This is a genomic window from Modicisalibacter radicis (assembly GCF_900961225.1).
Taxonomy (GTDB): Bacteria; Pseudomonadota; Gammaproteobacteria; order Pseudomonadales; family Halomonadaceae; genus Modicisalibacter.
Genome location: NZ_CAAHFN010000068.1, coordinates 1 through 14,785, shown reverse-complemented (window position 1 = coordinate 14,785; position 14,785 = coordinate 1). Strand labels below are relative to the sequence as shown.

14 protein-coding genes are annotated in these 14,785 nt (G+C 67.8%); 2 read left to right on the top strand and 12 right to left on the bottom strand.

What is annotated here, in order from left to right:
* Both HR9077_RS12810 and HR9077_RS12805 read right to left on the bottom strand, forming a co-directional pair.
* A complete protein-coding gene (locus tag HR9077_RS12810) occupies positions 1-972 on the bottom strand; it encodes an L-carnitine dehydrogenase (RefSeq protein WP_136067393.1) in 972 nt (323 codons plus the stop codon).
* Positions 969-1,877 (bottom strand): beta-keto acid cleavage family enzyme, encoded by a 909-nt coding sequence (locus tag HR9077_RS12805; RefSeq protein ID WP_136067392.1) that lies wholly within the window; start codon positions 1,875-1,877, stop codon positions 969-971. The genes HR9077_RS12810 and HR9077_RS12805 overlap by 4 nt, the downstream gene beginning before the upstream one ends.
* Positions 1,878-2,059: 182 nt before the next feature.
* On the opposite strand from HR9077_RS12805, the gene HR9077_RS12800 reads away from it, so the two are divergent.
* A complete protein-coding gene (locus tag HR9077_RS12800; protein WP_136067391.1) occupies positions 2,060-3,868 on the top strand; it encodes a sugar phosphorylase in 1,809 nt (602 codons plus the stop codon).
* Positions 3,869-3,938: 70 nt separating this feature from the next.
* On the opposite strand, the gene HR9077_RS12795 is transcribed toward HR9077_RS12800, so the two are convergent.
* The 6 genes from HR9077_RS12795 to HR9077_RS12770 form a co-directional block, all read right to left on the bottom strand.
* Positions 3,939-4,340: a DUF6691 family protein gene (locus HR9077_RS12795; protein WP_136067390.1), complete on the bottom strand. Its 402-nt coding sequence runs from the start codon at positions 4,338-4,340 to the stop codon at positions 3,939-3,941.
* A complete protein-coding gene (locus tag HR9077_RS12790) occupies positions 4,337-4,798 on the bottom strand; it encodes a YeeE/YedE family protein (RefSeq protein ID WP_136067389.1) in 462 nt (153 codons plus the stop codon). The genes HR9077_RS12795 and HR9077_RS12790 overlap by 4 nt, the downstream gene beginning before the upstream one ends.
* A gap of 13 nt (positions 4,799-4,811) precedes the next feature.
* The gene (locus tag HR9077_RS12785) at positions 4,812-5,678 is read right to left on the bottom strand and encodes an MBL fold metallo-hydrolase (RefSeq protein WP_136067388.1); all 867 of its coding nucleotides are present in this window, start codon (positions 5,676-5,678) and stop codon (positions 4,812-4,814) included.
* A gap of 162 nt (positions 5,679-5,840) precedes the next feature.
* On the bottom strand, positions 5,841-8,279 hold the full coding sequence (gene hrpB / locus HR9077_RS12780) for an ATP-dependent helicase HrpB (protein WP_136067387.1): 2,439 nt from the start codon (positions 8,277-8,279) through the stop codon (positions 5,841-5,843).
* Between the two features lie 191 nt (positions 8,280-8,470).
* A complete protein-coding gene (locus HR9077_RS12775) occupies positions 8,471-9,691 on the bottom strand; it encodes a glycosyltransferase family protein (RefSeq protein WP_136067386.1) in 1,221 nt (406 codons plus the stop codon).
* Positions 9,688-10,560: an HAD-IIB family hydrolase gene (locus HR9077_RS12770; RefSeq protein WP_244613201.1), complete on the bottom strand. Its 873-nt coding sequence runs from the start codon at positions 10,558-10,560 to the stop codon at positions 9,688-9,690. The genes HR9077_RS12775 and HR9077_RS12770 overlap by 4 nt, the downstream gene beginning before the upstream one ends.
* A 357-nt stretch (positions 10,561-10,917) precedes the next feature.
* Between HR9077_RS12770 and HR9077_RS12765 the strand changes: the two genes are divergently transcribed.
* Complete coding sequence (locus HR9077_RS12765) at positions 10,918-11,430, top strand: gluconokinase (protein WP_136067385.1); 513 nt, start codon at positions 10,918-10,920, stop codon at positions 11,428-11,430.
* A 148-nt stretch (positions 11,431-11,578) separates the two neighbouring features.
* Here the strand turns inward: HR9077_RS12765 and HR9077_RS12760 are convergent, their stop codons facing one another.
* From HR9077_RS12760 to HR9077_RS12745, 4 genes are all read right to left on the bottom strand, one after another.
* Positions 11,579-12,523: a 2-dehydro-3-deoxygalactonokinase gene (locus HR9077_RS12760; protein WP_136067384.1), complete on the bottom strand. Its 945-nt coding sequence runs from the start codon at positions 12,521-12,523 to the stop codon at positions 11,579-11,581.
* Positions 12,520-13,206 (bottom strand): 2-dehydro-3-deoxy-6-phosphogalactonate aldolase, encoded by a 687-nt coding sequence (locus tag HR9077_RS12755; RefSeq protein WP_136067383.1) that lies wholly within the window; start codon positions 13,204-13,206, stop codon positions 12,520-12,522. The genes HR9077_RS12760 and HR9077_RS12755 overlap by 4 nt, the downstream gene beginning before the upstream one ends.
* A gap of 74 nt (positions 13,207-13,280) precedes the next feature.
* Positions 13,281-14,429 (bottom strand): galactonate dehydratase, encoded by a 1,149-nt coding sequence (dgoD, locus tag HR9077_RS12750; protein ID WP_136067382.1) that lies wholly within the window; start codon positions 14,427-14,429, stop codon positions 13,281-13,283.
* A gap of 114 nt (positions 14,430-14,543) precedes the next feature.
* The coding region (locus HR9077_RS12745) for a TRAP transporter large permease subunit (RefSeq protein WP_136067381.1) at positions 14,544-14,785 on the bottom strand (242 nt) is incomplete at its 5' end.

Genomic DNA, 14,785 nt, shown 5'->3' with positions numbered 1-14,785 from the left:
TCATATACGACCCTTGAGCCCTTCGGCCTCGGGCCAGTACTCCTCGACCAGTGCCAGCAGACGCACCAGGAACTCGTCGCGGCGCGCTTCCAGCTCGGCCACCGAGCGGCCGGCGGCCTGTTGCTCGCAGCCGTCCGCCACCTTGTCGATCAGCTCGTCGGTGAGCTCCGGCGCCTCGAGCCTGGTCCACGGCAGCTTCAGCGCCGGGCCAAACTGCGCGAGCATGTGGCGCATGCCGCCATCGCCGCCGGCCAGATGGAAGGTCAGGAAGGTGCCCATCAACGACCAGCGCAGCCCGCAGCCGTAGACCACAGCGGCGTCGATCTCCTCGGTGGTGGCCACGCCGTCGTTGACCAGATGCAGCGCCTCGCGCCACAGCGCTTCCATCAGCCGGTCGGCGATATGTCCCTCGATCTCGCGGCGCACCACCAGCGGGCGCATCGCCAGGTCCTGGTACAGCGCCCGGGCGCGCTCGGTCTGGCCGTTGGTGGTGGCCTCGCCCCCCACCAGTTCGACCAGCGGCAGCAGATAGACCGGATTGAACGGATGGGCGACGATCACCCGGCCCGGCGCCTTCGCGCAATCCTGTTGAAGATCGCTGGGCTTGAAGCCCGAGGTCGACGAGCCGATCACCGTCTGCGGATCGGCGGCGGCGTCGAGCCTGGCAAGAATCTCGCGCTTGAGCTCGATGCGCTCGGGGACGTTCTCCTGGACCAGGTCGGCGCCTGCCACGGCGGCCTCGAGGCTATCGGCGAAGGTCAGCCGCGCCGGGTCGGCGCCCTCGGCCAGCCCCAGGCGCTCGAGCGACGGCCAGGCCTGGCTCACCGCGGTGCGGGTGCGGGCCTCGGCACCGGGCGCCGGGTCGAAGGCGACCACGTCCCAGCCACGGCCCAGCGCGCGGGCGATCCAGCCGTTGCCGATCACCCCGGTACCGATCACCGCAAGTTGCTTCAAGGCGGGTTGCCGGCTCATGACTCACCTCCAGCGACGCGGCCAGTCGAGGGATCGCGCAGCGCCAGGTGCGCGCGGGTCTCGCCGGGGGTCATCACCCGCGAGCCGAGGTTCTCGATGAGCCCGGCGGCCTTCTCGACCAGCTCGCCGTTGCGTGCCAGCACCCCCTTGCTGAGATACAGGTTGTCTTCCAGGCCGACCCGCGCGTGGCCACCCAGCAGGGCCGCCTGGGCGACCATCGGCATCTGCGCGCGGCCGATGCCGAACGCCGCCCAGATGGCATTCGCCGGCAGCTTGTTGCGCATCGCCAGCATGGTCTCGGTGTCGGCCTCGGCGCCCCAAGGGATGCCCAGGCACAGCTGGTAGAGCGGATCGCCGTCGATCAGCCCCTCCTGCTGCAACTGGCGGGCGAACCACACGTGCCCCAGGTCGAAGCATTCGAGCTCCGGCTTGACCCCCGCGGCCTGCACCAGCCGGGCGTGTTCGCGCAGCCAGTCGGCGGTATTGATGTAGACCGAGTCGCCGAAATTGAGACTGCCGCAGTCCAGGGTGCACAGCTCCGGCAGCAGCTCGCCCACCGGCGCGTGACGCTCGGCCGGGGTCTGGATATCGCTGCCCGGGCCGCCGCGATAAGGGTCGTCGGCATCCGGCACCCAGTCGCCGCCGCCGCCGGCGGTGATGTTCATGACGATATCGGTGTCGGCCTCGCGGACCCGCTCCATCACCTCGCGGAAGTGATCCTGCGAGTGGCTGATGCCGCCGGTCTCGGGATCCCTGACATGGATGTGCGCCACGCTGGCGCCGGCCTTGGCGGCCTCGATGCAGTTGTCGGCGATCTGCTTGGGGGTGATCGGCACGTTGGGGTTCTTGCCGGTGGTATCGCCGGCCCCGGTGACCGCACAGGTAAGAATAATTCTGGATTGCATGACTGACCTCCACTTGATGTTGTGAACAGTGTCGTCGCTGGCCGCCCTCACCGATTGACGCGAAGCGACAGCCGATACGCATCACACGCCAGGGCGGACAGCTGGCACGGCTTCTGCAACACTGGTATCAGCCGTCACTCATGGAACCCGGCCGGCAGCGCCGGGTTCTCAAGGAGCCCCCGATGCCCTCCGATACCCAAGGCGCGTACCGCGCCCTGCCGCCGACCCCGGCCGGCGCGCTGGACGAAGCCTCCTTCGTCGAGCGCGCCCGCGCCCGTCTGAGCGAAGTCTATGGCCCGCGCACCGAGGAGATACTGCGTCGCCTGCTGACGCTGGTATCGCACCATCGCGGTGCGATCGATCCCACGCCGCGCCCGTTGTGGAGCGAGCGCGACCAGTGGCTGATCACCTACGGCGACACCCTGCTAGACGGCGAGCGAGCGCCGCTCGAGGTGCTCGACGCCTTCCTCGACGAACGCCTCGGCGACACCTTCAGCGGCGTGCACGTGCTGCCGTTCTTTCCCTGGAGCAGCGACGACGGCTTCTCGGTGATCCACTACCGCGAGGTCAACCCCGACCTCGGCGACTGGCAGCACATCCGCGGGCTGGCCGCCAAGCGGGACCTGATGGTCGACCTGGTGATCAACCACGTCTCGCGGGAATCGCTGTGGTTCGTCGACTACCTGTCGGGCAACCAGCCCGGGCGCGACTACTTCATCGAGATGGACCCCGACAGCGACGTCAGCCAGGTCACCCGGCCGCGCAACACGCCGCTGCTGGTGCCGGTGGCGACCCGTCGCGGCCGCCGCCATGTGTGGGCGACCTTCTCCGAGGACCAGATCGACCTCAACTTCGCCAACCCCGACGTGCTGCTCGAGTTCGTCGGCATCATGCTCCACTACGTCGAGCAGGGCGCGCGGATGATCCGCCTGGATGCCATCGCCTTTTTGTGGAAGGAGCTCGGCACCTCATGCATCCACCTGCCGCAGACCCACGCCATCGTGCGTCTGCTGCGGGCGATCCTCGACTTCGTCGCCCCCGGCACGCTGCTGATCACCGAGACCAACGTCCCCCATGGCGAGAACATGAGCTACTTCGGCCTCGAACGGCTCGAATCGCCCGACGACACCCCCGACGAAGCCCACCTGATCTACCAGTTCACCCTGCCGCCACTGCTGGTCCACACCCTGACCAGCGGCGACGCCACCACCCTCGCCGCCTGGGCGCGCACGCTTCCCGCGCTGCCCGCCGGCTGCAGCTATTTCAATTTCACCGCCAGTCACGACGGCATCGGCGTGCGAGCGCTGGAAGGCCTGCTGCCCCAGCACGAAGTGGACATCCTGCTCGAACTGATGCGCCGCTTCGGCGGCTACGTCAGCATGAAGGCCAACCCCGACGGCGAGGATTCGCCCTACGAGATCAACATCACCTACTTCGACGCCCTCAAGGGCTCGCGGCGCGGACCCGACGCCTGGCAGGTGGAACGCTTCCTGTGCAGCCAGAACCTGCTGCTCGCCCTGCAGGGCATTCCCGGGCTCTACCTGCACTCGCTGACCGCGACGCTCAACGACCATGTCGGCGTCGAGCGCAGCGGTCACCTGCGGGCGATCAACCGCCGCCACTGGCAGCGCGAGGAGCTCGACGAACTGATCGACAGCCGCAGCACCCCGACCCGCGAAGCGTTCCTGTCGCTCAAGCGGCGTCTGGCGCTACGCGCCGGCGAGCCCTGCTTCCACCCCGAGGCGCCGCAGTTCGTGCTCGATACACCGCCGGGGCTGTTCGCCATCCAGCGCGGCCCGCTGCCCGACGGCCGCCGATTGCTGGCGATCTACAACATCAGCGACAAGCGCCAGCCCCTGGAAGTCGCCGAACTCGCCGACGGCCAGTGGCGCGACGTGCTCAAGGAGGGCCAGCCCTGGAGTCCCAGGCCCGAGGAGCGCGATATCCTGCGTCCCTATCGCAGCCTATGGCTGGTCCAGACGCCGGAGTGAAGCCCGCTCGACCCCATCGCGAATGAATTCGCTCCCAGGCAGCACGGCCCTGAGGGTCAGTGAGCGAGAATCACACCCGCCGGGCCAGCCACCAGCCGGCGGCCATGGCGACGAGCATCGCCGCCAGCGGCGCGCTTAGGCCGGCGATCGACGCCACCGCCGGCCCCGGGCAATAACCGGAAAGCCCCCAACCAACCCCGAAAAGCGCCGCGCCGCCGAGCAACCGAACGTCCAGGTCGCGCCGGGTGGGCAGCGCGAAACGCGGCACCAGCCAGGGCACGCCGCGCCGCCAGGCCAGCCGATAGCCCAGGAACGTCGTCACTACCGCGCCGCCGAGAACGAAGATCAGGGTCGGATCCCAGTCGCCGGCGACATCCAGAAAACCGATCACTCGCGCCGGGTCGGTCATGCCGCCGATCGTCAGTCCCAGGCCGAACAACAGCCCGGCCAGGTATCCCAGCAACGCCTTCATGGCATACCTCCCACGAGGTGACGCGTGATGTACACCGTGGCCATCGCCACGACCACGAATGTCAGGGTGGCCGCCAGCGAGCGTGGCGACAGTCGCGCCATGCCGCAGACCCCGTGACCGCTGGTGCAGCCGCTGCCGACCCCGGTACCCAGCCCCACCAGCAGTCCGGCAACGAGCATCGTTCCCACACCGCCGACGGGAGCGCCGATCACCGCCTCCGCCGAGTCGGCGACATTGCCCAGGCCCCCGCCAATCAGCATCACCAGCCACGGACCGCTGACCAGCCCGAGCAGGAACGTCAGCCGCCAGGCAGTGTCGCCATCGGGCCGCCCCCACAACAGTCCCGAGAGTATCCCGCTGATGCCGGCAATCCGGCCCAGCGAGGCCATCAGCAACACCGCCGACAGGCCGATCAGCACCCCGCCGATCAGCCCCTGCAGACTCGCCATCGTGTCCAAATCCTCTCTCCTGTCAGAAGCGGTCGATGGGCACCTTGAGGTAGACCTGACCGTTGTCCTCGGCCGGCGGAAAGTGGCCGGCGCGCATGTTGACCTGCACCGCCGGCAGGAGCAGCCGCGGCATGCCCAGGGTGGCGTCGCGTTCGCGGCGCATGTTGACGAACGCCTCCTCGCCGACGCCCTCGTGCACGTGCACATTGTCCCGGCGCTGCTCGGCCACCGTGGTTTCGTGGGCGTAGCCGTCCCGCCCCGGCGCCTTGTAGTCGTGACAGAGAAACAGCCGCGTCTCGTCGGGCAGCGCCAGGACCTTGTGGATCGAACGGTACAGGGTACGTGCATCGCCGCCGGGAAAGTCGCAGCGCGCGGTGCCGTAATCGGGCATGAACAGGGTATCGCCGACGAAGGCGGCGTCGCCGATCACGTAGGTCAGGCAGGCCGGCGTGTGGCCGGGCGTGTGCAGCACCCGGCCCTCCAGCCCACCGATGGCGAAGGTATCGCCCTCCTCGAACAGCCGGTCGAACTGACTGCCGTCGCGGGCAAACTCGGTCCCGGCGTTGAAGACCTTGCCGAAGATCGTCTGCACCTCGGTGATATGGGCACCGATGCCCGTTCGTCCGCCCAGCTTGTCGTGCAGGTAGGGCGCCGCGGAAAGGTGATCGGCATGCACGTGGGTCTCCAGGATCCACTCGACCGAAAGTCCCTCGCGCTCGATGAAATCGACGATGGCGCTGGCCGAACGCACATCGGTACGCCCGGCGGGATAATCGAAGTCGAGTACCGAATCGAGGATCGCGCAGGCCCGGCTGTCGGGGTCGCGAACCACGTAGCTGAAGGTGTTGGTAGGCTCGTCGAAGAAGTGGTTGACGATGGGGCTGCGCACGGGATGACTCCTCTTCACGCGATCGAATGCCCTCATCATAACGCAACTTTTCGTTCTATGTTTATTCGTTTTTGATCTATGTCACGATCCAGACTATTCGCCTGCGCCATCGTCGCCCTCCACGGCCCCACCGACATCGGCCGCCAATTCGCCCGCCCGGAATCAGGACTGGCGGCGCTTGGTCTTCGCGGTGGGCACCGCCCCCCGGGGGTCCTCCGGCCAGGGGTGCTTGGGGTAGCGCCCGCGCATGTCCTTGCGGACCTCGAAATAGCCCTGCTCCCAGAAGCTGGCCAGGTCGCGGGTTACCTGCAAAGGCCGCCCCGCCGGCGACAGCAGGTGCAGCGTCACCGCGACGCGGCCGTCCGCTAGCCGCGGTGTCTCGGCGAGCCCGAACAGTTCCTGCAGCTTGACCGCCAGCACCGGCTCGCCATCGCGGTAGTCGAGGCGAATGCGCGAACCGCTGGGTACTTGCAGATGCGTCGGCGCCAGCTCATCGAGTGCCTGGCGCCGCGGCCAGTCGAGCCGGTCGAGGAGTATCCGCTCGAAGGGCAGCGCGTCCAGGCGCTCGAGGCGCCGGATTCCGTCGAGATAGGGTTCCAGCCAGCTCTCCAGGGTTTCGAGCAGTCGGGTCTGGGACCAGTCGGGCCACGCCTCGCCGTATTCGCGACGCAGCAACGCCACCCGCGCGCACAGCTGCTCGGCCTGCGGGTCGAGTTCGAGCCAGCCGCGCCGGCGCAATGCCGCCAGCAGCGCCGCGCGCACCGCCTCCTCGGGCATCTCGCGCAGCGGGCGAGACTCAAGCACCAGCTCGCCCAGCGCCCTGACCTCCTCGCCGATCAGCCGCCCTTCGGCATCGCTCCAGGTCAGCCGGGTGTGGAAATCGCGGGTCTCGGGAAACAGCGCCTCGAGGCGCGACGGGTCGATCGCGGCGGCGCGGAATATCCTTGCCCCCTGCGCCTGACCGTCGAGTTCCACCGCCACCAGCGCCTCGGCGTGGCCCAGCGGATGGGCGGCATCGAGCAGGGCCAGGCTGCCCGCGGCCAGCTTGAAACGCCCCGGCGCCTGGCTCAGCGCCACCCGTTCGGGGTAGGCCATCGCCAGCAGCTCGCCGAGCGGCGCCAGCGTCTCCACCGCCAGCCCGCAGTCGAGCGTATCGGCCAGACGCCGGGCATCGCGATACCACTGCCGCTCCGCTCCGCTGGAGTGGCGGCCGGGTCGCGCGGCCAGGGTCGCCGCCAGGTCCCGTTCCTCGCCGCCGGCCCGCCCCTCGAGCAGCGCCGCCAGCCAGCAGGCCAGCGGCCGCGCGTCGAGCTCGGCGGCCCGCTCGAGCATCACCGCCAGGCGCGGATGCGTGGGGTAACGCGAACAGGCCCGGCCCAGCGCGGTGAGGTGCCGGTCGTCGTCCAGCACCCCCAGGCGCCGCAGCAAGTCACGACCCGCGTCCAGCGCTGCGGACGGCGGCGGCGTCACCCACTCCAGCGCCGCGGGGTCGGCAATGCCCCAGCGCGCCAGCTCGAAGGCCAGCGGCGCCAGGTCGGCCTGGCGGATCTCGGGTTCGGCGTGGGCCGGCAGCGGTTGCTCCTCGGCCCATAGTCGATAGCAGCTGCCGGGGCCCTGGCGGGCGGCGCGACCGCGTCGCTGATCGGCGCTGGCCCGGCTGACCCGGCGCGTGGCCAGCCGCGTCAGCCCCAGGCGAGGCTGGAATACCGGCTCGCGCGTAAAGCCGCTGTCGATGACGATGCGCACGCCATCCACGGTGACGCTGGACTCGGCGATGGCCGTGGCCAGCACCACGCGGCGGCGCCCCTCGACGTCGCGGCTCAGCGCCCGCTGCTGGGCCTCGAGCGGCAGGCGGCCGTGCAGCTCGCGGATCACCGTCTCTCCGGACAGCCCGGCCAGTTCCCGTGCCAGCCGGCGGATCTCACCGACCCCAGGCAGGATCACCAACACGTCGCCGGCCTCGCGGGCCAGCGCCTCGCGCACCACGGCGGCCTGCTGAGAGGCCGTTTCGTCGCGATTATTGAGGGGGCGATGATGGGTGGTCACCGGAAAGCTCCGCCCCGGACACTCGATCAGCGCCACCTCGCCGAGTGCTGCCCTCAGCGCCTCCACGTCGAGCGTCGCCGACATCACCAGCAACCGCAGGTCCTCGCGCAGGCCGGTCTGGGCGTCCAGCGCCAGTGCCAGGCCCAGATCCGCCTCCAGGCTGCGCTCATGGAATTCGTCGAAGACGATTCCCGCGACGCCCTCGAGCATCGGGTCGTCCTGGATCAGCCGCGTCAGCACGCCCTGGGTCACCACCTCCAGGCGCGTCCGGGCGCTTACCCGGGTCTCGCCGCGCATGCGGTAACCCACCGTCTCGCCGATCGGCTCGCCGAGTTGCTCGGCCATGTAGCGAGCCGCCAGGCGGGCTGCTACGCGGCGCGGCTCGAGCAGCAACAGTCGCCCCTCGGCACACCAGGGGGAATCCAGCAGCGCCAGCGGCACGCGGGTGGTCTTGCCGGCACCGGGCTCGGCCACCAGCAGCGCGCGGGAGTGCGTGTCCAGGGCGCGCCGGACATCGGCCAGGCGTGTGTCTATGGGCAGGGCGTCGGAGGTCATCGGGTCATCGCGGTCGTTTCGAACGAAGCGGTACTTTTACCATCGCCGGCACGGACGGGGGAAACGCCTGCCGACGAGCCGCCCCCACTAAAACCGACCTGGACGGGCCGCGAGTGGTAACCCGTAAGGGCTTCGATCGGCTCGTAGCCCGTATCCCGTAGCTCGTGGCTCGTGGCTCGTGGCTCGTGTGGCTACACCCTGCCCTGGTTGTCGAGTTCGACGGCCTCGTGCATGCGCTCGAGCAGGTCGGGCACCGCCGCCTGCACGCGGTTCCAGCTGGGGATGAACGGCTTGTCGCGGGGGTTGTCGAGAAAGGCCGCCCCGGCCTCCATGATATTGGAGGCAAACAGCTCCACGGCCTGCTCCTCGCTGTGGCGATCGATCTTCAACCCGTTCATGACCGCGTCGTTGTCATAGGTTTCGATCATGTCGAGGGCGATACGGTAGTAGGTCGCCTTGATGGTGCGGAAGGTTTCGGCGTGGATCTCGACCCCCAGGGTCGCCAGCTTGCGATACAGCGCCTTGGCGATGTCCAGGCTCATGCGATTGAGCCCGGCATGCGGGTCGTCCTCCGAGACCGGCTGATGCTTGTGGTCGTAGACATCGGCGATGTCGACCTGGCAGAGCTGCTTGGTCGAATAGTTGCGATGCACCTCGGAAAGCACGCCGATCTCCAGCCCCCAGTCGCTGGGGATGCGGATGCCGTCGAGAACGTCGGTGCGCATCGAGAACTCCCCGGACAGCGGATAGCGATAGCTGTCGAGATAATCGAGATAGGGCAGCGGACCATAGATCTTCTTCAGTGCGCGAATCAACGGCGTGACCATCAGCCGCGCGACCCGACCGTTGAGCTTGCCGTCGGCGATGCGCGAATAGTAGCCCTTGCAGAATTCGTAATTGAATTGCGGGTGCGCCACCGGATAGATCAGCCGCGCCAGCAGGCCGCGATCGTAGGTGACGATGTCGCAGTCGTGCAGCGCGACCGCCTCGCTGCGCCGCGAGGCCAGCATATAGCCGCAACAGTACCAGACGTTGCGCCCCTTGCCGGGTTCCTGCGGCGAGATCCCCTCGGCCTCGAGCTCGGCATCCAGCGCCGACAGGCGCGGCCCATCGTTCCACAGGATGCGATGGCGTTGCGGCAGCCGCGAGAAGAACTCCCGGGCATGCAGGAACTGCTCGCGATCGGCGCGATCCAGGCCGATGACAATTTCGTCCAGATACGGCACCTGCGCCAACTCGTCGACGATGTGCGCAAGCGCCGGCCCCTCGAGCTCGGAATACAGCGAAGGCAGGATCAAGCCCATCGGCCGGCGCCGGGCGAAGCGCACCAGGTCCGCTTCGAGGGCCTCCACCGGTCGGTGGGTCAGGTTGTGGAAGTTGGTGATGATGCCGTTCTGGTAGAAATCGCTCATACCGGTTCGTCCTCGTCCGATGAAGGCTCGAGGATCGCCTCGCCGAGCCAGTGATCCAGGCCCTCGGCCCAGCCCTCGGGGCCCGGTAGCCGGGTGCGGTACAGCCGGGGATTGGCGACCGTGACCGGTTGACGATGCTCGCCGCGAATCAGCACCGCCTGGTCCACCGCCTCGAGCATCGAGGTATCGTTGGGGCCATCGCCCAGCCCCAGGGTCGCGGGCGTCGAGCCGCGCAGCGCCTCGAAGCGCGCCACCAGCCAACGCAACGCCTGCCCCTTGTCGACGTTGCCCATCACATGCCAGAAGCGTCCGCCGCGGGTCAGCGTCAGGCCGTCGTTCTGCAAGGCCCCGCGAAAACGTTCCAGCGCCTCGTCGCTGTCGTCCCACAGCAGCGGCTCGCTACCCTCGCGGACCCGCGCCTGGCGCGCGCCGGGCTCGTCGAGTCCGGTGGCGCGCATGACCTCCTCGACGGTCATCTCGCGCATGCAGCGATAGTGCAGCTTGAGCCGCTCGCGCAGCACCTCGAGTCGCCGTACCAGGAAGTCGTTGTCGACGCTGGGGGTCTTGATGCACAGGCCCTCGAAGTCGCGCGGATCGCGATCCAGCCGGGCGTGCTGCCAGCTGGACGGCAAGCCGATCACCGCGCCGTTCTCGGCGATGAACGGCGAATCGACGAGGCCCAGGTCCAGGCGCAGCGACATCAGCTCCGCGCGGGTCTTGCTGGTCACCGGAATCACCGGGACCCCTGTCGCCTTCAGACGCTTCAACCACGGCGCAGCGGGCGACCAGTCGTAGCTGTAGTGATCGAGCAGCGAACCGTCCAGATCGGTGAAGACCAGGCGTGGGCGCTGCGGCGTGGGTTGCGTCATCACGACCTCCAGGAATGAGCGGCCCCCTCGAGTCGGTGGGTGCCGCATCATCATTGCGGTGAACCTGCACAGAACGTGCCAACCGATAGCGATCGGGCGCCCGCCAAGGGTTCGCGCACCCGCTCACTCCGGCCGTTCCCTCACGATAGCCGATAGTTCCGCTTCGTTCAGGCACCAGAAAGGGGCAGCGGGATCAGGCGGTGCATCGCGACGCACCAGAATCGGGCGGCGCCTTCCCACCTCCGCCACCATTAACCGAAAGTGGCAGATTGACGGGCCTGCAATCCGCCCATTGGCGGCTTAAAAATGCTAGTATCGGGGCCAGATTACCACCCAGAAACGAGTGATTCCCCGGACATGGAAACCACATCGCATTGCATCCTGGTCATGGGGGTTTCGGGATCAGGAAAGTCGCATATCGGGCGCGACGTCGCCGCGGCAATCGGTGCCGATTTCATCGACGCCGACGATCATCACAGCCCGACCAGTATCGCCAAGATGTCACGCGGAGAGCCCTTGAACGACGACGATCGCGAAGGCTGGCTGGCCACGTTGTCCGACATTTACCGGCGCTATGGAAACGAGGGCCGACATGTGGTCATCGGCTGTTCAGCACTCAAGCATCACTATCGTGACGTGCTGCGCCAAGGGGCCCCCGAGCTGAAGATTCTCTACCTTCACGGCAGCCGCGAGGTCCTCCTGCAGCGCCTCAATACCCGCGGTTCGCACTTCTTTGCCGGCGAACACATGCTCGACAGCCAGCTCGCCACGCTGGAGCCCCCGACCGCCGACGAGGCCTGCCGCATCGACATTCGCGAATCCCCCAAGGCGATCGTCGAGCAGTTCGAGAGTTACCTTCGTCTCGAATGAACGCGTCCCACCGACCATGCACCCTGGTGGATTCCGCGGGAGGGAACTTGTTGCCGATTGCCGCCGTACCGGGCCATTCAATCGCGAATAAATTCGCTCCCACGCACACCGGCATCGAGGGCTTGTGAACAGATGGTCCTCGCTATCATCAATGCCCATGCCGCTCGGCGAGTGCACATAGACCGGCCAGCGTCGCCTGGTCGCTATCGATTTCGCGAACCTCGAAATCCAGCGCCGTCATGGCCCGGCGATAGAGCTGGTTGAGCGTAGTCGAACCGACCAGAATCACCTCGCCGGCTTGCGGGTGAATGCGTCGCTGACTCAACACCTCGCTGCCGATCGTCACGCCGGACAGGAAGCTTCCCACCTGCTCGCCGGCCAGCCCTGAATAGAGGTGCCGGCTGCGCGCCTCGAACAGCGCATGCAGTATGCCCGCCGGGTGGCCGGCCGCCTCGAGCCCCTGGTCGAAAGCCGCCGCGTCGAACTCGGCCGACTCCCGCGCCGGCTCGCCGGGCAGGGTATGAAAGCGCACCGCATGATAGAGCTCGCCGGTCATCGCGGTGGTGAAATCGACAAGCCGGGCATCGGCGAGCCGTGCCCACTTGCTGTGCGTGCCCGGCAGGCAACACAGCGCCTCCCGGGTATTGCACAACGACAGCGCGCCGAAGGCCTGGATCTCCTCGCCGCGCATCACGTCGACATGCGTGGCATCGACAATCTTCACCCCGGGGACGATCCAGGCGTTGTCCAGCCCCGGCGCCGGCACCACGTGCGCCGCCAGGTCGGCGGCACTCACCGGCAGGTCGAGCTGCGGTGCCTCGCTCCAGCCGCGCTTGGAGCCGACCATCCCCGCCAGGTAGATCGGCACGCTTTCAGCGCCCGACGCCGCGCCGCCTTCCTCGCGCCAGTCGCCGACCTGGGCGGCGCAGTAGTGCGGAAATTCGGCGCTGGACAGCGAGCGCAACCCGGCCTCGGAGCGCCGGCTGTCGAGACATTCGCCGCTCTCGCGATCGACCAGGAAGGCGCGAAAGTTGCTGGTTCCCCAGTCGATGGCGATCAGGCGCCCGGGGCTATCGCTCGAATTTCCACTCATGCATCGGCCTCGCGCTCGAGCTCCGAGGCCTGGTTCAGGCCCTCGTTGATGCGCCGCCACTCACCGATCAGCCCGCGCGCCTTCTCGCCGACCTCCCCGGCCGACCAGCCGGGCTTGTAGACGCTGCCGCCGAAGCCGAAGCCGTCGATTCCGGCGGCGATCCAGTCGCCCATGTTATGCACGTCGATGCCGCCCACCGCGAGGATCGGCATGTCGAGCGGCATGACGGCCTTGATATCCTTGAAGTAGCCGATGCCCAGGCTGCCGGCGGGGAACAACTTCAGCGCCTTGGCCCCGGCCTGGGCGGCAGCCAGCGCCTCGGTCGGGCTCAGGCAGCCGATCATCGGCGCCAGATCCAGCGCCGCGGCTTCGCTGATCACCAGCGGATCGCTGTTGGGGGTGATCACCAGCGGCGCGTCGAGATCCGCCAGGCGCTGGCAGGCATTGGGATCGAGCACGGTACCCGCGCCGATCACCACGTCGTCCGGGCAGCGCTTGGCGATCCGCTCGAGGCTATCCCACGGACGCGGCGAATTGAGCGGAATCTCGATCATCTTGAAGCCCGACTCCACCAGCGCATCGAAGATGCCGTCGATTTCGTCCGGCCTGACGCCGCGCAGGATCGCTACCAGCGGCAGCTCCTTCAGCGCCGCATCCAGTGCGGCCCGGCGTGTCTCGTTCATGATTCTTCCCCCTGGTTGCGTCTGGTGATCATCGATGGCCGGGGTTCGTGGGAGCGAATTCACTCGCGACTCGCTTACCACTCGGCGATTGAACCATCCTCGTGCGTCCATACCGGGTTGCGCCAGCGATGGCCGACCTTGGCGCGCTCCTCGACGAAGGCCTCGTCGATCTCCACGCCCAGGCCCGGCCCCTGCGGAATCTCGCAGAAGCCGTCCTTGATCGACAGCGCCGACTTGTCCACCAGGTAATCGAGCACGTCGTTGTCCCGATTGTAGTGGATACCCATGCTCTGTTCCTGGATGAAGGCATTGTGGCTGACCGCATCGACATGCAGCGACGCCGCCAGCGTCAACGGCCCCAGCGGGCAGTGCGGGGCCAGCGCCACGTCGTAGCAGGAGGCCAGCGAGGCGATCTTCAGGCCCTCGCTGATCCCGCCGCAGTGCGACAGGTCCGGCTGGATGATGTCGACCATGCCCTCGGCGAGCAGGTCGCGGAACTGGAAGCGCGTGTGCAGCCGCTCGCCGGTGGCGATCGGATAGCCCAGGCCGGTGGCGATGTGCTTGAGGCTCGGCAGGTGCTCGGGCGCCACCGGTTCCTCGACGAACATCGGGTGATACGGCTCGAGCTCGCGCAGCAGCGCCTTGGCCATCGGCCGGTGCACACGGCCGTGAAAGTCGATGGCGATGCCGACGTCAGGACCCACCGCCTCGCGGGCCTCGGCGACCCTCGAGACCGCCTCGTCGACCTTGGCGTGGGAATCGACGATCTGCAGCTCCGGCGTGCCGTTCATCTTGAACGCCGTGAAGCCCTGGTCGACCAGTGCCTTGGCGCCGGCGCCCACGTCGCTCGGCCGGTCGCCGCCGGTCCAGGCGTACATGCGCATCCTGTCGCGCACCCGGCCGCCCAGCAGCTGGTGCACGGGCACGCCCAGGTCGCGCCCCTTGAGGTCCCACAGCGCCTGGTCGATACCGGCGATGGCACTCATCAGGATCGGCCCGCCACGGTAGAAGCCGGCGCGGTACAGGGTGTTCCAGAGGTGCTCGATGCGATGCGGGTCCTGGCCGATCAGGTAATCGGACAGTTCGTGCACCGCCGCCTCGACGGTCGCCGCGCGCCCCTCCACCACCGGCTCGCCCCAGCCGTAGCAGCCTTCGTCGGTCTCGATCTTGAGAAACAGCCAGCGCGGCGGCACCTGCCAGGTTTTCAGCTTGGTAATTTTCAAGATTTCACCTATTCGGAAACGTTGCCATTTTCGGGAATAAATTCCCTCCCACAAAACACCCGTTCGGGTTTCGTGGGAGCGAATTCATTCGCGATGGGTTTGGGAAGCCTGTCCTTACACCAGCCACATGGCCAGGTTGGGCCAGAACAGCAGCGCGAACAGCACCACCAACTGGATGGCGATGAACGGCAGCAGCGAGACGAAGATGTCCTTGAGACTGACCTCCGGTGGCGCCACCCCCTTGAGGTAGAACGCGGCCGGGCCGAACGGCGGCGACAGGAACGACACCTGCATGTTCACCGCGAACAGGATCCCGAACCAGATCGGGCTGTAGCCCAGCTGGTCGATGATCGGCA